Annotated in this window: 19 protein-coding genes; 8 read left to right on the top strand and 11 right to left on the bottom strand. The window is 51.5% G+C overall.

What is annotated here, in order from left to right; all coding sequences use genetic code 11:
- The first annotated feature begins 76 nt into the window (after positions 1–76).
- Positions 77–436, top strand: a complete 360-nt coding sequence (locus tag AAF564_03375) for an iron-sulfur cluster assembly accessory protein (GenBank protein ID MEM8484560.1) — start codon at positions 77–79, stop codon at positions 434–436.
- Between the two features lie 299 nt (positions 437–735).
- A complete protein-coding gene (locus tag AAF564_03370; GenBank protein ID MEM8484559.1) occupies positions 736–3,345 on the top strand; it encodes an ATP-dependent Clp protease ATP-binding subunit in 2,610 nt (869 codons plus the stop codon).
- A 167-nt stretch (positions 3,346–3,512) separates the two neighbouring features.
- Here AAF564_03370 and AAF564_03365 read toward each other — a convergent pair whose 3' ends face one another.
- Together AAF564_03365 and AAF564_03360 are read right to left on the bottom strand one after the other, a co-directional pair.
- Positions 3,513–4,277, bottom strand: a complete 765-nt coding sequence (locus AAF564_03365) for a glucose 1-dehydrogenase (protein ID MEM8484558.1) — start codon at positions 4,275–4,277, stop codon at positions 3,513–3,515.
- Between the two features lie 33 nt (positions 4,278–4,310).
- Positions 4,311–5,087: a rhomboid family intramembrane serine protease gene (locus AAF564_03360; protein ID MEM8484557.1), complete on the bottom strand. Its 777-nt coding sequence runs from the start codon at positions 5,085–5,087 to the stop codon at positions 4,311–4,313.
- 180 nt (positions 5,088–5,267) lie between these two features.
- Between AAF564_03360 and AAF564_03355 the strand changes: the two genes are divergently transcribed.
- The 5 genes from AAF564_03355 (at position 5,268) to purE (ending at position 12,275) form a co-directional block, all read left to right on the top strand.
- On the top strand, positions 5,268–6,374 hold the full coding sequence (locus AAF564_03355; GenBank protein MEM8484556.1) for a prephenate dehydrogenase: 1,107 nt from the start codon (positions 5,268–5,270) through the stop codon (positions 6,372–6,374).
- Positions 6,375–6,787: 413 nt separating this feature from the next.
- A complete protein-coding gene (gene gcvT, locus AAF564_03350; protein ID MEM8484555.1) occupies positions 6,788–7,888 on the top strand; it encodes a glycine cleavage system aminomethyltransferase GcvT in 1,101 nt (366 codons plus the stop codon).
- A gap of 8 nt (positions 7,889–7,896) precedes the next feature.
- On the top strand, positions 7,897–10,569 hold the full coding sequence (locus AAF564_03345) for a DNA translocase FtsK (GenBank protein ID MEM8484554.1): 2,673 nt from the start codon (positions 7,897–7,899) through the stop codon (positions 10,567–10,569).
- Between the two features lie 29 nt (positions 10,570–10,598).
- Positions 10,599–11,741, top strand: a complete 1,143-nt coding sequence (locus tag AAF564_03340) for a 5-(carboxyamino)imidazole ribonucleotide synthase (GenBank protein MEM8484553.1) — start codon at positions 10,599–10,601, stop codon at positions 11,739–11,741.
- Between the two features lie 15 nt (positions 11,742–11,756).
- Entirely contained in the window at positions 11,757–12,275 is a 519-nt protein-coding gene (purE, locus tag AAF564_03335; GenBank protein MEM8484552.1) for a 5-(carboxyamino)imidazole ribonucleotide mutase, read from the top strand.
- Positions 12,276–12,296: 21 nt separating this feature from the next.
- Here purE and AAF564_03330 read toward each other — a convergent pair whose 3' ends face one another.
- From AAF564_03330 to ffh, 9 genes are all read right to left on the bottom strand, one after another.
- Positions 12,297–13,133: an aldo/keto reductase gene (locus tag AAF564_03330; protein ID MEM8484551.1), complete on the bottom strand. Its 837-nt coding sequence runs from the start codon at positions 13,131–13,133 to the stop codon at positions 12,297–12,299.
- 43 nt (positions 13,134–13,176) lie between these two features.
- Positions 13,177–14,400: a tyrosine--tRNA ligase gene (gene tyrS, locus AAF564_03325; GenBank protein MEM8484550.1), complete on the bottom strand. Its 1,224-nt coding sequence runs from the start codon at positions 14,398–14,400 to the stop codon at positions 13,177–13,179.
- A 52-nt stretch (positions 14,401–14,452) separates the two neighbouring features.
- Positions 14,453–14,914, bottom strand: coding sequence for an SsrA-binding protein SmpB (gene smpB / locus AAF564_03320; GenBank protein MEM8484549.1), 462 nt, complete (start codon positions 14,912–14,914; stop codon positions 14,453–14,455).
- Between the two features lie 38 nt (positions 14,915–14,952).
- Positions 14,953–15,768 carry an MqnA/MqnD/SBP family protein gene (locus tag AAF564_03315; protein ID MEM8484548.1) on the bottom strand — a complete coding sequence of 272 codons (816 nt, stop codon included), beginning with the start codon at positions 15,766–15,768 and terminating at the stop codon, positions 14,953–14,955.
- Between the two features lie 31 nt (positions 15,769–15,799).
- A complete protein-coding gene (gene rplS, locus AAF564_03310) occupies positions 15,800–16,156 on the bottom strand; it encodes a 50S ribosomal protein L19 (protein ID MEM8484547.1) in 357 nt (118 codons plus the stop codon).
- An 88-nt stretch (positions 16,157–16,244) separates the two neighbouring features.
- Positions 16,245–16,952, bottom strand: coding sequence for a tRNA (guanosine(37)-N1)-methyltransferase TrmD (gene trmD / locus AAF564_03305; protein ID MEM8484546.1), 708 nt, complete (start codon positions 16,950–16,952; stop codon positions 16,245–16,247).
- A 10-nt stretch (positions 16,953–16,962) separates the two neighbouring features.
- Positions 16,963–17,505 (bottom strand): ribosome maturation factor RimM, encoded by a 543-nt coding sequence (rimM, locus tag AAF564_03300; GenBank protein MEM8484545.1) that lies wholly within the window; start codon positions 17,503–17,505, stop codon positions 16,963–16,965.
- A gap of 40 nt (positions 17,506–17,545) precedes the next feature.
- Positions 17,546–18,310 carry a 30S ribosomal protein S16 gene (gene rpsP, locus AAF564_03295; GenBank protein MEM8484544.1) on the bottom strand — a complete coding sequence of 255 codons (765 nt, stop codon included), beginning with the start codon at positions 18,308–18,310 and terminating at the stop codon, positions 17,546–17,548.
- Between the two features lie 54 nt (positions 18,311–18,364).
- Positions 18,365–19,717 carry a signal recognition particle protein gene (gene ffh / locus AAF564_03290; protein MEM8484543.1) on the bottom strand — a complete coding sequence of 451 codons (1,353 nt, stop codon included), beginning with the start codon at positions 19,715–19,717 and terminating at the stop codon, positions 18,365–18,367.
- Positions 19,718–19,897: 180 nt separating this feature from the next.
- Between ffh and AAF564_03285 the strand changes: the two genes are divergently transcribed.
- Entirely contained in the window at positions 19,898–20,500 is a 603-nt protein-coding gene (locus AAF564_03285; protein MEM8484542.1) for a 5-formyltetrahydrofolate cyclo-ligase, read from the top strand.
- The last annotated feature ends 10 nt before the right edge of the window (positions 20,501–20,510 follow it).

Raw genomic sequence — 20,510 nt, 5'->3', positions numbered from 1 at the left:
ATTCCCGTTGGATCTAGAACTACCCCAAAGCGGATTTTTGCTGTACTACTTCAACTAGTAAACAACTCGCGAAATAATGCCAGAGTCTGTAACGATTGAACGCTCCAATGCACCTGTATTATTAAGTCAACGTGCATCAGAAGAAGTCAGGAAAATTATGGAATCTAAGTCGATTCCTGATGGCTTCGGTCTGCGTGTTGGCGTTCGAGGAGGTGGCTGCTCCGGCATGAGCTACATTCTTGGCTTTGACAAAATGAGAGAACAGGACCTGGAATTCAGGCTTGATGACATCATTTTGTACATCGACAAGCGTCATGGCCTGTACCTGCATGGTACAACCATTGATTACCAGGACGGACTAAATGCAAGAGGATTTACGTTTGAAAATCCGAATGCAGCCTCGACCTGTGGATGTGGCTCTAGTTTCGCTGCATAATCCCATCAGACGCGGTTTTTAAAACCTGATCGCACCGCTTTGGTGCTGGCTGCTGCTGCTCCTGGAAGTTGGCTAGGAAAAAGGCTTTATCTTTCCCCAGGGTAAGGAACAGCCTACGTAAGGTTCGGTTAACATTAATACTGTTCTGCTTCAATCAATTTGCAGGCCTGTATGGGTCTTGTTCAGGGCCACGCTGTTGATCGAACTGTTCTTAAAAAGTACTCCAGCCAGACAGCATTTATTGCTTTTTTTAACGAGCCCGTAAACCGGGGCACCCATTCGCTTAGAACGTGTAAGGCATGGAAGGGAATTTCTCAAACCGTGTACGTGACGTAATCTCATACAGTCGAGAAGAAGCAATTCGTCTCGGTCACGACTACATAGGTACAGAGCATTTACTCCTAGGTATCATTCGAGAAGGTGAAGGCATTGCTGTAAAGATTCTCCGGAATCTGGGCTGTGATCTCTTTAAGCTGAAAAAGGCTATAGAGGACACCGTGCGCAGCACTGGCGGCACCTTGACTGTCGGCAACATCCCATTAACAAAACAGGCAGAGAAAGTTTTAAAAATTACGTACCTGGAAGCCAAGCTGTATAAAAGTGATGTTATCGGTACCGAACATCTGCTGCTTAGCCTCCTGCGTGATGACGAAAATATCGCTGCTCAGATCTTACAACAAGGCTTTTCGATCACCTATGATGCCGTTCGTGCAGAGCTGGACTCGATTATAAGCGGTAAAGCTTCATCTTCGGGTAGCAGTCGTGCGGGAGGCCTCTCGTCCTCAGGATACGGAAAAGAGCGTAGTAAAATGGAAAAGAGCAAAACACCAGTATTAGATAACTTCGGCCGGGATCTCACCAAGTTGGCTGAAGAAAGCAAGCTCGACCCCATCGTTGGACGTGAACGCGAAATTGAGCGCGTAGCACAAGTGTTGAGCCGGCGTAAAAAGAACAATCCCGTTCTCATTGGTGAGCCCGGCGTTGGTAAAACTGCCATCGCTGAAGGATTGGCCATGCGCATTGTACAGCGCAAGGTTAGCCGGGTATTGTATGACAAGCGCATTGTTACCCTTGACCTAGCAGCACTCGTTGCCGGTACCAAGTACCGTGGGCAATTTGAGGAGCGCATGAAAGCGGTAATGAATGAGCTCGAAAAAAGTCCGGATGTGATCCTGTTCATCGACGAGCTCCACACCATCGTGGGCGCCGGCGGTGCTTCAGGCAGCCTCGATGCATCCAACATGTTCAAACCTGCCCTGGCACGCGGAGAAATCCAGTGTGTTGGTGCAACAACCCTCGACGAGTACCGCCAATACATCGAGAAAGACGGTGCACTCGATCGACGTTTTCAGAAAATTATTGTCGACCCCTCTTCCCTCGAAGAGACCATCGACATTCTCCACAACATCAAGGAGAAGTACGAAGAACACCACAATGTTCGCTACTCCGATGAAGGCATTGAACTGGCCGTCCAGTTAAGCGACCGCTACATCACCGACAGATTTCTGCCGGACAAAGCGATCGACGTCATGGACGAAGCCGGCGCCCGGGTACACCTGTCCAACATCCGTGTCCCGAAAGAAATTGTCAAAATTGAAGAGCAAATCGAGGAGGTTCGCGAAGAGAAAAACCGGGTTGTAAAAAGCCAGCGGTTTGAAGAAGCGGCCCGCCTGCGGGATACAGAGAAAAAACTGCAGGAAGAACTCGAAGTCTCCAAAAAAGAATGGGAGCGCAAGGCTGAAACGGAAGTCCACGATGTAAATGCCAAGAGCATTGCAGAAGTGGTCGCCATGATGACTGGCATTCCTGTGGACAAAATTGCAGAGCCTGAAAGCGAGAAACTGCTCGCTATGGAAGAAGAGCTCAAAGGCCGTGTAATCGGCCAGGATGAGCCGATCACCAAGCTCTCAAAAGCCATCCGCCGTACGCGGGCTGGTCTCAAAGATCCCAAACGTCCAATTGGCTCGTTCATTTTCCTCGGCCCTACCGGGGTTGGTAAAACCGAACTCGCCAAAGTACTTACAGAGTACCTCTTCGACTCGCAAGATTCTCTTATTCGCATCGACATGAGTGAGTACATGGAGAAATTCTCCGTGAGCCGGCTCGTAGGTGCGCCTCCGGGATACGTTGGGTACGAAGAAGGCGGCCAGCTCACTGAAAAAGTGCGCCGCAAGCCTTACTCCGTTGTACTGCTCGACGAAATCGAAAAAGCACACCCGGATGTATTCAACATCCTGCTGCAAGTGCTCGACGACGGTATTCTTACAGATGGTTTGGGCCGGCGGGTTGACTTCCGGAATACCATCATCATCATGACATCCAACATCGGTGCACGAGACATCAAAAATCTCGGCAAAGGCATGGGTTTCTCCCAGGGAGACAACGACTTCAACTATGCCGCCATGAAGAGTACCGTTGAAGACGCCCTCAAGCGCGTGTTCAATCCGGAATTCCTCAACCGTATCGACGATGTTATCGTTTTCCACTCTCTCGAGAAAGAGCACATCCATCAGATCATCGACCTGATGGCCAACGACCTCTTTGCCCGCGCCCGCGGTGTCGGCATCGAAGTTGAGCTCACGCAGTCTGCCAAAGACTTCCTCGTTGAGAAAGGATACGATCCGAAATTTGGTGCGCGTCCCTTGCGTCGAGCCATCCAGAAGTACATCGAGGATCCAATGGCAGAAGCCATCCTTGGTAACAACCTGGCTAGCGGTGATACCATTAATATCACCCACGATGGCAAAGATGAAACGCAGGAATTGCACATCGAAACGGTCAAGGCTGCCCCGCCCAAAAAGGCAACAAAATCCAAAAAAGCAGCTAGCAAAAAGGCGCCTGCCAAAGGATCTGAAGATCCGCCGGCAGAAAAACCGCCAGCAGAAGCCGCTGAAGGTGGCAAAGAATAACAAACTACATGATGTATGTTTGAAAAAAGGCCGGGTGTGTTCACCCGGCCTTTTTTATTTTCCGATTATTCGCAAGTGTTCGATGCCAGCTTCACGACAATACGTGCAAGGAAAGTCCACTAAATGCATGGCGATGTAACGACCGCACATCGCTAATCTTTTTCTCGCTATTCTTTCACCGTCCCCCCAAGCAATACACCCAGCCCCCCATCAATACGAATTGCCTGCCCCGTGATAAACGCGGCCTCATCCGTACACAAGTAGGCAATCAGGCCGGCAATTTCTTCGGGCTTTGCAATGCGGTTAGACAAATGCATGGCTGCCACCTCCTCATACAGCGCTGCTGCATCGCCGGATTGCTCCGCCGTCCATTGCACCATCGGCGTATCCACAGTACCCGGACAAACAGCTACCGACCGGATCGCCGGCGCAAAGTCGACGGCAATGCTCCGCGTCAAACCAAGCATCGCTGTTTTACTTGTGGTGTAGGGCGCGACATTTTGCTGAGAATGAAGGCTCTGTACACTCGCCACGTTCACCACTATCCCCCGCCCCTTACGTTGCATCGAAGGAATGACGCTGCGGGCACACACAAACGCGCTTTTGAGGTTCACGTTCATCACGCGGTCCCATTCCTCAAGCGTGGTGGTGAGCACGGTGCCATAGTGCTGAATGCCGGCATTGTTAACCAGGATATCTAGCTCGCCAAACGCCTCTATAATTTCTGACACAGCAGCCTCAACGGCAGCCGGCTTTGTCACATCACACAACAAGAACCGCGCATCTGCGCTTTCCAACAGGGTTTCGCCAGCGGAATCAACGTCCAGTATCGCAACGCAGGCCCCTTCTGCAAGCAACCGTTTGGCTGTTGCAGCACCAATGCCTTTTGCACCGCCAGTAACAAGCGCAACCTTCCCTGCCAGTCTCTTCATTGGATTGCTCATGTAAAGGATGAGGCGCCTCGCTTACCAGATTCGCCGTGATTTCTGATACCGTGGATGTTTACTGAACGGATCTTTGGGCTCTTCCTTGATCATGAATCGCATAAACAATGCAATAGCAACGCCGGCAAAGAAACCGCCAATATGTGCAGCATACGCAACGCCGCCGGCTACTTCCCCGGGCGCAACGAGTGAACCCCACCCACTAACAAACTGCATGACAATCCACGCCCCAATGGCAATGATTGCCGGAATCGACACCATCGTCCACAGAAAAATGGCGTGCACGCGATTACGCGGAAAAAGCACCATGTAAGCCCCCAACACACCTGAAATGGCCCCCGAAGCGCCGAGGTTGGGTATCACACCAGAAGGATCCAGATAGATCTGTGCAAAGGTCGCAACTACACCGCTGAAGAGGTAAAAGCCGAGAAAAGGTATCGCGCCAAAGCGCACTTCTACATTATCACCAAATATCCAGAGATACAGCAGGTTACCAAAAAGGTGCATATAGCCGCCGTGCATAAACATGGCCGACAAAATCGTCAGGTATATGGGTGATGGGCCCGGTGCCTGGGGAATGGCCTGGCGCTCTCCATTAATGATGATCGACTCGGGCGCCACCAGGTCGATGCCATTGGCAATTTCATAGGGAATAACGCTCCAGCCATACGTAAAAACCGGATTCTCGCCGGCTTGCTGTAACAAGAAAAACACAGCAAGATTGAGCACAATGAGCCCAATTGTGACCGGCGCAAAGCCCTTCAGGTCTTTGTCATCATCACTGATCGGAAACAGCATAAAGTCTTTTTTTACCTGTTGTGTGGGCCGCTAAATAAACTCGGTGTACAAATAGCTGGTGAAAAAACCAGATCCAGCCGTGGCATAGTATACTTTTTAGTAACTTCTGCCGCCACACAAATCTCTTTTAAATTCGATATACCTGCCAAGTTACAACGGGCTTGGTTCAAAAAAACGGGCATGATTCAAAAAATAGCCATAGTAGGCGTTGGATTGATTGGTGGATCGCTTGGATTGGCGCTCAACAAACACAGAAACGACCTCGAAATCACCGGTTTTGATCTTCCTGAAGTACTCGACAAAGCCCTCAAGCGGCAAGCGATTGATATTCCCGCCGCGTCCCTGGAAGCAGCGGTAGCTGACGCAGACCTCGTCATTCTGGCTGTCCCAATTGCGCGTATCCTGCATCTTACCACCGAAATTGCACCATTTCTTAAAGCCGGCGCAATTGTCACCGATGTGGGCTCGGTAAAGAAACCCGTTGTCTCCCATGCCCATGAGGTGTTGCCCGACACAGTGACCTTCATTGGCGGGCATCCCATGGCTGGCTCTGAAAAGAGCGGTGTACACCACGCAGACCCCTTTCTGTTTGAGAATGCCACTTACGTATTTTGCCCGCCAGAAGGCATGTCTGAAACCGATTTTGCCGGCACACACGCTGAGCTCGTCGATATTTTCAGTTCGATTGGTGCACGCATCTTTGTTTTGCCCGCCGCACGACACGACAAAATTGCAGCAGCAGTTTCCCATCTCCCCCAGTTGCTCGCTGTCACCCTCATGAATTACGTCTCCCGACATCATGAAAGCGACGACGCGTTTTTGCAACTTGCAGCCGGCGGCTTCCGCGACATGACGCGCATTGCCTCATCGTCTTTCGAAATGTGGCGGGATATCCTGGTTGCCAACGAAGGCCCCATTCTCGATATGCTTGCCGGCTTTGCTACCGACCTCCAGAAAATGCGCAACCGCGTATTTGGCAATGACCTCGAAGACCTGCAGCAAAACTTTCAACAGGCCCGCATTGGCCGCGACCTGATCCCCAAACATTCCAAGGGATTTCTACATCCGCTTGCAGACGTATACGTCTATGCCGAAGATAAACCCGGTTTTCTCTACAGGCTGATCGGAGTACTGCATGAAGCTGAAATTGACATCAAAGACCTCGAACTCCTTAAAATCAGGGAAGGCCTCGAAGGCGTTTTCAGAATTGGCTTCACAGACCGTAGAACCTCAGCACAAGCCATTTCAGCGCTTGAAAATGCTGGATATACCGCATTTCAGATGTAAAACAACGGTTTTGCCCTGTAACGTCACTGCAACATTCAGAAACTGCGCGCAGAACAGGTGCAATTTTCAGTACGATTCAGTACGTTTAAAATGCTACTCCGGGAAACGCACGCAGTCCGCAAGAATATTCCGTGAGACGAATTGGTCAATAACGGATTTAACGTTATTATTTAGTATATTTCATACGGATTTGCATTCTCTTTATCCTCTTTGAATACAAAACGTTAGATTATCCGTAAGAACCGATTGATTCTGGGATTTGCCGGGTGTATTATCCGTAAGAAATAACAGTTTTAGCAATAATTTACTGGCGGCTGTGGATGGTTAACGCGCACTGCGCTAAACCCTGTCCCGCAGTCGCCTGCCACGCGTAACCCAGATTTAGCATAAGACCTTGTATGGACCCCCAAACGATCAAGACCACCCCATTGCACGCGCAACACATCCAGCTGGGGGCACGCATGATGCCCTTCGGCGGCTTTGATATGCCCGTACAATACAGTGGCATCATAGATGAGCACATGGCGGTCCGGCAGGCAGCAGGCCTGTTTGATGTCAGTCACATGGGCGAGTTTCTTGTGGAAGGTCCTACTGCCCTTGCGTCTATCCAGCGCATTGTAAGCAACGACGCTGAAAAGCTATACGACGGCAAAGCCATGTACACAGCAATGTGTATGCCTCATGGGGGCATCGTTGACGACTTGCTTGTGTACCGCCGCAGCGAATCGTCGTACATGCTTGTTGTCAACGCATCCAATATTCAGAAAGATTGGGATTGGGTAAGCCAACACGTCCTTGAAGGCACGACGCTCACCAATGTGTCCGACGATATGGCCCTCCTGGCAATCCAGGGTCCCAAAGCATTCGACATTGTCCAAACGCTGCTCGACACCTCGATTGCTGACCTGAAATTCTACCACTTTATCGAGCCGGCTGCCGGTAAATTTCTCGGACTCAACAATGTTATCCTTTCCTACACAGGATACACCGGCGAAAAAGGGCTCGAAATCTATTGTAACGCTGAAGACGCGGTCACCATATGGCAGGCGCTCCTGGAAGCCGGCACATCGCACGGACTCAAACCTGTAGGCCTCGGCGCGCGTGATACCCTCCGTCTCGAATCGGGCTTCTGCCTGTATGGCAACGATATCACAGAAGAAACTTCCACCTACGAAGCCGGCCTGGGCTGGATTACGAAACTCGGCAAAGGCGATTTTGTAGGAAAAACGGCACTTGAAAAAATCAAGGCGGACGTACCAGATCGCAAGCTGGTTGGCTTTGTCATGGCCGAGCGCGGAATTCCGCGTCACGGCAATGCCATCGTAAATGCAGCAAAAGAAGAAATTGGTGTTGTTACCAGCGGTACTCAATCTCCCATCCTGAGCAAAGGCATCGGTATGGGGTATGTACCCAACGACAAGCAGTATACTACACCCGGCAGCATCATCGGTATTAGCTCGCGTGGAAAGACCCGCGAAGCGATCGTTACAAAGCCCCCTTTCCATAAATCCTGATTTAGGGAATGGCCAAAAGACTAGCAAAAGTATCATCCACGCGGGGAGCCAACGCCCCGGTTATCAGCTATGAGCGCAAAAGCGAACTGCTGGGCCTCTTTATGATGGCCATAGCATTTTGTGTTATGCTTGCCCTCTTCAGCTACAAGCCGATTGACGATACCCTGGTGCAAAGCTATACCTTCGGGGAAGCCTTTGCCCTTGAAAACAACCGCGCAGAAAACGCGCTGGGGCTTGTTGGGGCCACCATAGCGTACTACCTGATCCCCAATTTCCTGGGCCTGTCTATTTTGATCTGGCCTTTGCTGATGATGGCATGGGGCTACCTGTTTCTCAGGAATCGCCATTCGCTCTACCTCCCCATGTACACCACCTTTGGCCTGGTTGGCTCGTTTGAACTGGCCTGCTTCTTTGGATGGTTTGGGACATCGTTCGACCTCAATACCACAATTCTGAGTGGCAATGCCGGCCTGGCCATGGCTGACTTCGCCATTCGTGCCCTGGGTGAAATCGGGAGCTTCTTCATTATCAGTGTCCTTATCCTGATTACCGCCCTGCTGGTTATCGACCGCGATTTCCAGAAATCGATGGACCGGCTCGAAGACGCTGCGTTGAACGTACGCGATCTGTTTACTGATTGGGGCACCATTATTGGCCGCGAAGTATTTGGTAACAGGAAAGAGCGCCGCAAACTGCTCGACGAAGAAAGGGCGCGCCAACGGACCGGAGAATATCTTGAGGAGTTGCCACCACAACAGGGTGACGCCAAGAAAAGCGCCAAACCAAGCGCTGCAAAATCTGCGGCCACCCGGATTGCCAATGTCGCCCAACAGGCGCTAAACACAGCAACTTCCACGGTTGGCTCTGTCAAATCGGGTCCACCGCCTGCCGCGCCGGCGCAGCCAGCTGCCCCTGTAGCATCAGGCCCCAAGTCCTCAGACATGTTTACCGAACAGCTGCCAGATAACTATGCAGCATCGCTAAACGACTACATCGCCCAAAACAAAACCAAGGCCGCTGGTGGCACATCCGAAGGTACACAAGTGCCGCCGGCGCAGCGAAGCAGCCTGAACCCAAGCGCGATCAAACAGGTCATTCAACAAGAAGAAGCGCCTGGACAAGTATCGATGAAAGTGCAGGAACAGGTACAGGAAGAGCGGGCTGAGAAGGTAACCAACTCTGCCGCCAACGTGCCGCTGCGCGAAGTCAGATTCCGCTACCCGTCTGTCGAGCTCCTTGCTACGTCGGAAGATCAGATGACGATCGACTACGCAGAGCTGGAAGAGAACAAACAAATTCTGCTCGACAAACTGGCAACGTACAATATCCAGATCACGGATATCAATGCGATTGTAGGCCCAACCATTACGATGTATGAGTTGACGCCGGCGCCAGGTATCAAAATCAGCCGCATCAAAGCGCTGGAAGACGACCTTGCCATGGCCATGGCTGCGCGCGGCATTCGCATGGTTGCGCCTATCCCAGGCAAAACAGCCGTAGGTATTGAAATTCCTAACCGACAAAGAGAACTCGTTCGTTTACGAGATCTCATTGCTACCAAGCGTTTCCGCGACAACAAAATGCGGCTCCCCTTCCCTATGGGTAAAACCATTGAAGGGCACGTATTTATTCAGGATATCACCAGTATGCCCCACCTCCTCATTGCAGGGGCTACAGGTGCAGGTAAGTCGGTATGTTTGAATACCCTGATTACAGGCCTTGTTTACGCCTGCCATCCTTCCAACCTGAAGTTTGTAATGATCGATCCGAAGAAGATCGAATTGCAGCAATACGGGCGGATTGTTGATCACTACCTCGCCATCCCTGAAGAAGCTGAGGCCCCGATCGTTACGGATGTTTCTCAGGCACTTGGCGTATTGAAGAGTTGTGAGCGGGAAATGGAGTTCAGGTATACACTGCTGCAGAAAGCCATGGTGCGAAGCCTGCACGACTACAACCTGAAATTCAGAAATGGCGATTTGCCAACCGAGGCCGGCCATCGTCACCTCCCCTACCTCGTTGTGGTGGTGGATGAGCTTGCTGACCTTATGCTAACCGCGGGCAAAGAAATTGAAGGTCCGATTGCACGACTTGCACAGATGGCCCGTGCTGTTGGCATCCACCTGATTCTTGCTACCCAGCGTCCTTCAGTGGATGTTATCACCGGACTTATCAAAGCCAACTTCCCTGCGCGTATTGCATTCCAGGTTGCTTCTAAAATTGACTCGCGTACCATTCTCGACCAGAACGGAGCACAAGGCCTTGTGGGCAATGGCGACATGCTTTACATGAAAGGCAGTAACCTCATTCGTCTGCAAGGTCCTTTCATCTCTGTGGATGAAGTTGATTGCGTAACCGAGTATATCTCCGATCAAGCGGGTACAGGCCCCTACTTCCTGCCGTCAATCGAAGATTCTCCCGAGCTCAAACTCGACGGCCAGCGACAGAGTGAACTCGACGAATTGTTTGCACAGGCTGCCCGCATTATCGTACAGACCCAGCAAGGCTCTGTATCACTGCTGCAGCGCAAGCTTTCGATTGGATATACCCGCTCTGCGCGGATCGTCGACCAGTTAGAGCGCGTGGGTATCGTAGGCCCGTTTGAAGGCTCAAAAGCCCGCCAGGTACTCGTACCTACAGAAGCTGATCTACTGGAAATCCTGAATGGGATGAAAGTCTAAATGAGTGTTTGTTGTACACGTTGATGACGATGCCTGTTGACCAATCTTTTCCTTGCCTTGGCATCATGGGCGGCGGCCAACTGGGGCGCATGCTGGCTATAGCAGCCATTCCTATGGGCATTAAGGTACGTTTCCTCTCCCCAACAGCCGACGGCCCCATGCAAGGCCTGGGTGAACACGTTGTAGGTGACTGGAAAGACCCCGGCGTTTTAAAAGCCTTCGCTGCCGGCTGCACGGCTATCACTGTAGAAAGTGAATGGGCGCCGGCAGAGCATTTGCTCAATGTATTGCCGCAGGAAACCGGACTCTGGCCGCACCCCGACACCCTGAAACTCATCAGAAACAAAGGCACCCAGAAAAAGACCTTGCAGGCAGCAGGCCTGCCCGTCCCTGCCTTTTCTTGCTGCAGCACCCTGGAAGAAGCCAAACGAGAAGCAGCTGATTTTGGTTACCCCGTCTTGCTCAAACGGTATCTTGGCTCGTACGACGGGTACGGCAATGCAACAGTCAAAAATCCTGAAGAACTGGAAGCGGCGTGGCCCGAGCTTGCTGATGAAACCGGCCTGATGGTCGAAGCGTGGGTACCTTTTGTGCGTGAGCTGTCTGTGCTGATTGCCCGCCGGCCGGGTGGAGAACACGTGGTCTACCCCGTTGCGTTCACAGAACAGAAAGATCACCGGTGTCACGCGGTTGTGGTCCCTGCATCCATATCAGATGCAACGGCAGCCCGGGCAACGGCCATTGGCCTGCAAGCTGTTGAAGCAGTGCAAGGCGTTGGCATTACCGCGGTAGAGCTGTTTGAGCTTGCAGACGGGACCGTCCTCATTAATGAACTTGCCCCGCGACCGCACAACACCGGCCACTACTCCATTGAAGGCTGTTATGCTTCACAGTTTGAAAACCATGTGCGCGCCGTACTGGACCTGCCACTGGGCAGTCCTGCGCTACGCCAGCCTGTAGCCGTGATGATCAATGTGCTTGGGCACCGCGAGGCAGATCCGGCGACAGCAGGCTTTCCAGAAGCACTGGCAATGCCAGGCATGGCTATACATATTTATGGCAAAACCAGTGTCCGCCCGAAACGAAAAATGGGGCATGTTACCGCCACAGGTAAAGATGCCAGAACGGTGCGGGAATTGGCTGAGAAAGCTGCTGCTTTAATCCAACTATAAACACAATAACCTGTTATGCGCACCCCAGAGACTGACCCGGTAATCGGTATTGCCATGGGCAGTGAATCAGACTTGCCCGTAATGGACGAAGCAGCAAAAGTACTGGCTGCATTTGGCGTGCCTTTTGAGATGCGGGTTTTGTCTGCGCACCGGACGCCGCAAGCCATGCAAACGTACGCGGAGGCTGCGCATACCCGAGGCCTCAAAGTCATTATTGCCGGCGCAGGAGGCGCAGCCCATCTGCCCGGTATGATTGCAGCAAGCACACCGCTGCCTGTCATTGGTGTGCCTGTACCTACGCGCAATTTGAAAGGAATGGATTCTTTGTTGTCGATTGTCCAGATGCCGGGCGGTGTGCCCGTTGCCACGGTTGCCATTGGTGGTGCAAAAAACGCCGGCCTGCTGGCCCTTCAGATCCTGGCTACAGGCAATCCGGAGATGATGCACAAGATTATGGCCTACAAAAAAGACCTGATTTCACTTGTAGAAGACATGGATACACGGGTTCAAAAACACGGCGAAACCCACCAATAAAGCTACACTCCAAACTCCCCACTAAAAATCAAAATTATCCGGATCGGGCCCAACACGAATGCCCTGGTCAAGCAGATCTACCTGCTGCATGTCTTCTGAAGACAACTCAAAATCAAAAATATCAGCATTCGACACAATACGCGCCTGCTTCACCGACTTGGGTATTGAGACAATGTCTTTCTGATACATCCAACGCAGCGTCACCTGTACGGCATTTTTGCCATACTTCTCTCCTAAAGCAACAAGCTCCGGAATGTCGAGCACACGGCCTTTCATGATCGGGCTCCAGGCTTCCAACTGTACACCGTTGTCTTTGCAAAAGGATTGTAATTCAGGCTGCTGCAAGCGGGGGTGGAATTCGACCTGGTTTACCATAGGCACAATGGTGCCGGCGTCCATCACATCCTTCAAATGGTGCACGAGAAAGTTACTCACGCCAATTGCCCGCACACGGCCTTCGTTGTACAACGTCTCTAACGCGCGCCAGCTATCCACATATTTGCCTTTCACTGGCCAATGTACCAGATACAAATCAACATAAGAGAGGCCCAGTTCTTCGAGGCTTTTCTCGTAAGCGCGCATGGTCTGGTCGTATCCCTGGTCTGAATTCCAGACTTTGGTGGTCACAAACACATCTTCACGCGCAACGCCAGATTCGCGGATCGCCTGTCCAACACCGGCTTCATTGGCATACACTTTTGCCGTATCAATGCTTTTGTATCCAGCTTCAATGGCCCAGCGAATAGCCTCTTTAACTTCGCTCCCCTCTTCCATTTTGAACACGCCCAGTCCGAAACGTGGAATCTCTACACTGTTGCTCAGTTTTATCGTGGTAGCTAATCCTGCTTTTGTCGTCATCTCCTGCGTTGGTTAGTCGGTGAGGGAAGGTAGCTGTAAATCCTTATTTGCTTACAATACGTGCAAAGCGCCGCTTGCCTACTTTGATGATAAACGGCGCGCGCGCCGGCACATCGATTTCAGTTGAGGCGTCACTCACTTTTTCGCCGTCAATGGATACAGCGTTTTGTTGAATCAGACGGCGGGCTTCGCCATTGGACTTTGCCAGGCCGGCCTCAGAAAGCAATTTAAACAGCGGCAGCTTGTTGCCATCAGCCAGTGAAGGGGCAAACTCATCGATGTCTTCTGGAATGCCACGATTGATCACAGTATTCTCGAAGTGGGCACGCGCTTTATCTGCGGTCGCCTTGTCGTAATACATTTCTACAATTTTGTAGGCAAGGTCGTGTTTTGCGTTTCGCGGATCGCCCTCAGCATACGTTTTTAGTGCCGGCAACTCAGCGGTTGGCACGTTGGTCGCCAGTTCGTAATACCGATAAATGAGGGCATCAGAGATGGACAGCGTTTTACCGTACATCTGCTCAGGATCCTCAGAAATGCCGATATAATTATCCAGCGACTTTGACATTTTCTCTACGCCATCCGTGCCTTCGAGGATCGGTAACGTGATGCAGACTTGCGGATCGAGGCCTGCTGCCTCCTGAATGGAACGGCCTACGAGCAAATTGAATTTCTGGTCTGTACCACCGAGCTCAATGTCAGATTCAATGGCGACGGAGTCCTGCGCCTGCGCGAGCGGGTACAAAAACTCATGGACACCAATCGCTTCGCCATTTTTGTAGCGGCGTTCGAAGTCATCCCGCTCGAGCATGCGGGCAACGGTGTATTTGCCGGCCAATTGGATTACATCCCGGAAGCTCATTTCGCCCAGCCACTCCGAGTTGTACACAATACGCGTGTTATCAGGATCGAGAATTTTAGTGGCCTGCTCAAAATAAGATTGGCCGTTCGCACGCGTATCTTCAAGCGTGAGCGGCGGACGGGTTTTAGACCGGCCGCTAGGATCACCAATCATCCCCGTGAAGTCGCCAACAATCAGGATGGCCTGGTGGCCGAGATCCTGGAACTGGCGCAGCTTGCGGAGCACAACAGAGTGCCCCAGGTGCAGGTCGGGCCGGCTTGGATCACATCCCAGCTTAACAATTAATGGCTTGCCCGAATCAAACGACTTTTTGAGCTTGTCGACAAGCGCAGCCTCCGGCAAAATTTCTTCAACGCCGCGCTTGATATGCGCCAGTTGCTCTTCAACGGGTAAGAAAGCTGACATGTAACTTATACTGTTTGAGGATTGAACTTCTATTTCAAGACCGCAGGGCAGGCTACTGGAGTCCTTCTTTCATCACGCGATCCAGTTTACGTTTAGATTCCCGGTCGGCAATATCTGAGCGTTTGTCGTACAGTTTTTTACCTTTGGCGAGGCCAATTTCCAGTTTTACGCGCCCTGTTTTGAAATACATTTTTAGCGGGACAATCGTAAAGCCTTTCTGGTGGGCGGTAGCATCCCACTTTTTCAGCTCGCGGCGGTGCAAAAGGAGTTTCCGGGGGCGAAGCGGATCATGGTTATAGTGCCCGCCATGTTTAAACGGTGCGATGTGGCACTGCATCAGCATGAGTTCGCCTTCAGTGAACGTGCAATAAGCCTCTTGGAGGTTGGCTTTGCCTTCACGCAACGACTTCACCTCAGTTCCCAACAGAACAATGCCCACTTCCAGGGTATCGCTGATGTGATACTCATGGCGCGCCTTGCGGTTGGATGTTATAATTTTGATGCCATCACTCATGGAATCAGGACTGATATTCGGACGATCCCGGTATGCGATTAGAGAAGGGGTCCTTCTTCCATATCGGTTTCGCCGTCGGGTACTTCGTAAAAGGGCAGCGGTGCCATATCTTCAACCGCGTCGTTGTAATACAGATAATCTTGAAACGACGTTACGCTTGCGGTTGCAAGGTCATCCAGACGATACCGGAGGCCTTCCAGATAGAATTTATGGAAGATTTCGGGGACGTCCATTGATGCCAGCCATTCCTCGCGTTTTAGCTCCGTATAGCTGGCAATATCACGGATGACATTTACAGCCTGCCCTGTTGCCTCCCCATTGCGCATGGCAAAGAGGCCCCAAACCATTGGGTAATGGGTGAGCTCGTACCAGTCTTGCCCCAAATCGATGGTGGTACCTTTAAACGAGGCATCTACCAGTGGGGTCTGCAAGAGGGTTGCGCCGAGATCACGGCTTTGGGCAGCAGAAAACAGGTCACCTTCAAAAGGCCTGAAAGAAGGCGACATATTGTAATGCTCCTTCAGGACAACTTTGGTGACAAGGGCTTCCTGTGCAAGGTTGGGATCAATCCAGATTTCCTGAACAGCCTCCCCCATACCCTGTTGCAGGTTCAATTTGAGGAAAGGATAATTCCAGGACGATATGGCAACGGCCGGCAATACATCAACAAGCTCGCGGTCCAGAAATACGGACAAGGTGGGAAGCAACGCGATGTCAACCGATCCCCCAATCAGCAAATCCCGAAGCTGACGTCGGGATGTGCGCTGAATGGTCAGGTCATGGTGGCCTGCCAGCTCTTCTGCAGCTCTGGCGAAGAAATCAAGGGCCGGTTCATCCCAAACAGCAATACGCATGATTCTGGTATGGGATTACCCCTGCCGGATGTTACCGGCGGGCCATGTTTTCTTTAATACGGGCGGCTTTACCACGGAGGTTGCGGAGATAATAGAGCTTGGCGCGGCGAACGATGCCACGGCGTACGCGCTCAATTTTAGCAACCTTTGGCGAGTGAAGAGGAAAAACACGTTCTACGCCAACACCGTTTGAGATTTTACGGACGGTGAACGTTTTGCGTGATCCTTCACCCTGGACGCCGATTACGACACCCTGGAACTGCTGGATGCGCTCCTTCTCCCCTTCGACTACGCGAACGTGTACGTTAACTGTATCGCCAGGATCGAATTCAGGGATATCGTCACGCAGCTGCGTTGCTTCAATAATTCCCATAATGTCGTTGGCCATGGCTACCTCTTTATAAAATATGTTTCAAGTTTCAAGGTGATCGTAACAGCTTGCCTTTAGGGCAAACTGGAACCAGCATCTATTGATGTCAAGCTTTTTTATCGTCAAGCATATCCGGCCGGCGGATGCGCGTTTTTTCTTCGCGCTGCGTTTCACGCCAGGTACTGATGGCGGTGTGATTTCCCGACAATAAAACGCGCGGCACCTCCATTTCTCTGAATGAAGCAGGCCGCGTATAGACGGGGGCACCTAACAGGTTATCCTGAAAAGAATCAGAAAGCGCCGAAGCTGCATCCCCCAGTACACCTGGGACAAGCCGAACCAGCGCATCTACCAGCACAAGCGCAGGGAGTTCCCCCCCACTGAGCACATAATCGCCAACTGAGATCTCTCTCGTCACCAGCACATCACGCACCCGCTGATCGATGCCTTTATAATGGCCCGCGAGCAGTACCACATGCTTTTTTAGCGACAATTCGTTGGCAATAGGCTGGGTGAAGGTCTCGCCGTCGGGCGTGAGGAAAATCACCTCATCGACCGGGTGGCCGCGTTCGATTGCTGCATCCTGAATTTCTTCAATGCAGGCAAAAATCGGCTCAGGCTTCATCACCATGCCGGCACCACCACCGTACGGGTAGTCGTCTATTTGCCGGTGTTTCCCTGTTGCGTAAGCACGAATGTCGTAGACGTTAATTTCTACCAGTCCGGCCTTCTGTGCACGCAGAATAATACTGTGTGCAAGCGGCCCTTCTACTATACCTGGCAACGCCGTTACAACGTCAATGCGCACGGGGATCTACCTGTGATTATATATCAAGCAGCCCTTCAATGGGCTGAATGACAATGCGTTGGGCTTCAACATCAATGGTTTCAATGAACGCTGGCACAGCAGGAATCATTGCGTCCTTCTGTCCAGGTCGCTGTACGACGTACAGATTGTAAGCCGGCAACTCAAGAATTTCTTTGAGGGTGCCAACTGCTTCTCCTTCATTCGTCTCTACATGACTACCGATGAGTTCATGCAGATAGAACTCGCCGTCCTCAAGGGGCGGCAATTCGTTTTTTGTAGCAAAAACAAATTGATGCCGTAATGCATCCGCTGCGTCGCGGCCCTTTACGCCGGCGAACGACATAAGGATCACGAGGCCCTTCTTTGTTTGCTGAAAACGGGCCTGCGTCACCTCAAAAGGCAACGCGGCTGTTTCATCTTTACCAATGAACACTTCGGACAGGTCAAGCAAGCGTTCCGGGTCATCTGACTCGGGCAGCACTTTTACTTCACCAATAACACCGTGACTGCGAATCACGCGCCCTATCATCAACAAATCCTGTTCATCTGCTGCAGCCATATCGCTGATATCTACAAATGGACAGGATTGTTATGCTGGGTTATGCGTCTTCTTTTTTCTCAGCAGCGTCATCTGCAGCAGGCGCTTCTTCGGCTGGCGCTTCTTCAGCAGCAGCTTCCGGTGCGGCTTCAGCTTCAGCAGCAGGTGCTTCTTCGGCTGGTGCTTCTTCAGCAGCAGCTTCTGGTGCAGCTTCGGCTTCTGCAGCAGGTGCTTCTTCAGCAGCAGGTGCTTCAGCGTCTTTGGCAGCCTGCGCTTCATTGGCTTCAGCCTGCGCTTCTTTGGCTACTTCAGCTGCGGCTTCCTGCTCTTTTTCGCGCGCTTCTTCAGCTTTGGCTTTGGCAGCTTCTGCGTCTGCTTTAGCCTGTGCTTCTGCTTCAGCTTTCGCTTTAGCATCATCTGCTTCTGCTTTCTTAGCAGCAACGGCTTCAGCTTCCAACAAAGCACGCTGGCGATCAGCCGCGGTGCTCTTCTTCGGCTTGCGATCTGTCCTGTTTTCGAGGAAAGATGCTACCTGAGCCTTAATTTCTTCTTCGTCTTTGCCTTTACGATGCAAATGCAGCGCAAGCATAAGTCCGCGGTCTTTCAGCAGGCTTCTTACCGTATCAGACGGCTGTGCACCCTGCTGCAACCAATACAACACGCGATCTTCCTGGAGGACAATCCGTGCAGGTTCTTCAACTGCGTAATAACGGCCAAGGTCTTCAATGTACCGGCCGTCGCGAGGGCTACGTGTGTCTGCTGCTACTACAGCGTAAACTGGACGTTTTTTGCGCCCCATTCGGCGTAATCTGAGTTTAACTGCCACTTTTTACCTAAGTGTGTTGGTCTAATTGTTATTGCTACGTTTCTGCTTACTCCTCTACATTCTTCCACCCATGAGGCTGGACATATCAACCGATCGTCCTTTCCCCATCAGCTTTGACATCGTCTTCATCATTTTCTTCATTTCGCGAAACTGCTTGATCAGCTGGTTTACATCGCGAACCTCTACCCCACTGCCCTTGGCGATGCGGCGACGTCGACTGCCATTTAACAACTCAGGACGCTTTCGTTCCTCAGCTGTCATAGAACTAATCATAGCTTCAATATGCTTGAAGGCATCATCGTCGATATCAAGGTCGCGAATCTGCCGGCCGACACCTGGAATCATGCCCAAAAGATCTTTGAGTGACCCCATGCTTTTGATGCGCTGCAACTGCTCATAAAAGTCTTCCAGGTCGAAGTCTTCCGAGCGAATTTTGCTTTGCAGCTTTTCAGCCTGCTTTTGATCAAACTGCTCTTGTGCTTTCTCTACAAAAGAAACCACATCCCCCATCCCCAAAATTCGCTGCGCCATACGCGCAGGATAAAATGGGGTGAGGGCATCGAGCTTTTCACCAGTTGAAGCAAATTTGATAGGCTTGTTAACTACCGAGCGGATCGATAGCGCAGCTCCACCACGCGTATCACCATCCAGCTTTGTCAGGATAACCCCGTCGTAGTTGAGCCGTTTATTAAACTCAAGCGCTGTATTGACCGCGTCCTGCCCTGTCATGCTATCCACAACAAACAGGATCTCTGTCGGGTCAACCGCTTTCTTTATGTTCTCCACCTCGGCCATCATCGCGTCATCGACGTGCATTCGACCGGCGGTGTCAATAATCAGTACGTTCCTAGCGTTCTTCCGGGCTTCGGCAACCGCTTCACGGGCCACACGCACAGCATCTTGTACTACCGTGCCATTCTCCACAACCGCGTGTACGGGCACGTCGATGGAGTTGGCGAGTGTTTTGAGCTGGTCTACTGCCGCCGGCCGATATACATCAGCTGCTGCAAGCATAGGTGACAAGCCTTTACCCTTGAAGTACAGCGCAAGCTTTCCACAAAAGGTTGTTTTACCTGAACCTTGCAACCCGGCAACAAGAATAATGGTAGGCGGCTTGGCCGCCATTTGTACATCAACCTGCTCTTCCCCGAGGAAATGCACCAGTTCATCGTACACAATTTTCACAAGCTGCTGCCCCGGAGAAACCGCGTTGAGCACTTCGCCGCCCAGCACCTTGTTCTTCACGTTGTCAGTGAACTCCTTGGCCACCTGGTAGTTGACATCTGCATCCAGCAATGCGCGCCGAATCTCACGCATCGTCTCAGCGATGTTGAGTTCGTTTATGCGCGCCTGCCCGCTAATGGACTTAAGCGCACCTTCAAGCTTGTCTGTCAGATTCTCAAACATAGGATCCCACGGTTCAACCTTTCGCGAAACAGGGTTCAAACCCCTGCAATTCCTCAATTCGTATTTTCTGGGGCAGAATAGCTAATTTACCCCGAAAAAAATTTATCCTCAAACGCCCTACCCCCAACTTCGTTCTATATAAAGATGAAGATCTGGCGGTTTTTTCACACATATATATCCGTGGATCCTAAAAAACCCATTAGAAAGCAATTGATCGCGCACCGGAAAGCATTGTCAGTTGCAACTTTTAATCGCATAAATGAAGCCATTATGGCACAAATGGCTGTGCTGCCTGAACTGAAAGATGCCGGCACAGTGCACTGTTTCTGGCCCATCCTCGAAAAAAGGGAATTGGATACCATAAATTTGATTAAATTCTTGAAGCAAGAAGGGAAACAGGTTGTGTTGCCCGTTGTCATTTCTTTTGAGGACCCGCCACAGATGGCGCACCGCAGCTATGACACAGAAACCAACCTGAAAACAAATCGTTGGGGAATAAAGGAACCTGTATATGGGGCCTCTGTTGACCCGGCGCAATTGGACGCTGTCATCGTCCCTGCACTCGGCGTAGACCTACACGGACATCGCCTGGGTTACGGCAAAGGCTTTTATGACGCGTTCCTGGCCAAGTGTAATTGCCCATTTATATGCCCCCTGCCCAGTTACGGCCTCCTTGAAGCCGTGCCGGCTTTGCCTCATGATATCCCGGTCGATATCATTGTTACAGAGAAGGAGGTAATGCGCTTGCCTCCCCCAGATGCCCAACGTGGCCTGACTGCCTGAACGCTTTTTA

The organism is Bacteroidota bacterium (assembly GCA_039111535.1).
Taxonomy (GTDB): domain Bacteria; phylum Bacteroidota; class Rhodothermia; order Rhodothermales; family JAHQVL01; genus JBCCIM01.
This window is presented reverse-complemented; position numbering and strand designations above follow the sequence as displayed.